This window comes from Oleiphilus sp. HI0079, assembly GCF_001635105.1.
This window is the reverse complement of the sequence record NZ_LWFT01001173.1, coordinates 1-554: the sequence shown is the minus strand read 5'-3', so window position 1 is coordinate 554 and position 554 is coordinate 1. Positions and strand designations below refer to the sequence as shown.

Here is a 554-nt window from a genome sequence, read left to right as displayed (position 1 = left end):
CGAAGTAGTTCTTCGAGCGTGTACTCGCGAGAAAGTGGACTCTTCAAACGCTCATTCAGCTTACTTGCTGCGTCAGTATTCGGATGAACCCATGTTTTCTGTAGGCGTTCACGCTCTACTTCGATCGCCTGAAGCTTTTCTTGGTGGAATGCCCAGCGAACATCACCGACCACACCCAACTTACGACCAATTTCGGTTAATCGAATATCTGCGTTGTCTTCACGCAGCAATAGCCGATACTCTGCACGACTGGTAAACATGCGGTAGGGCTCTGATGTACCGAGAGTAATAAGATCATCAACCAACACGCCAATATAAGCTTCGTCTCGACGCGGATACCATTCTGACTCTCCCCTAGCTCTACGCGCTGCATTTAAACCCGCCAGCAATCCTTGAGCACCGGCCTCTTCATATCCTGTAGTTCCATTGATTTGGCCAGCAAAGTAGAGCCCATTAACATAACGTGTCTCTAAGGTATGCTTTAAATCTTGAGGATTGAAGTAATCATACTCAATGGCATAGCCTGGGCGCGTAATGTGTGCGTTTTCAAAGCC

Annotated in this window: 1 protein-coding gene; it reads right to left on the bottom strand. The window is 47.8% G+C overall.

Translation table 11 applies throughout. The features are described from left to right. Positions 1 to 554, bottom strand: a 554-nt coding sequence (locus A3750_RS20925) for an FAD-dependent oxidoreductase (RefSeq protein ID WP_197475209.1), incomplete at both ends; no start/stop codon positions are given.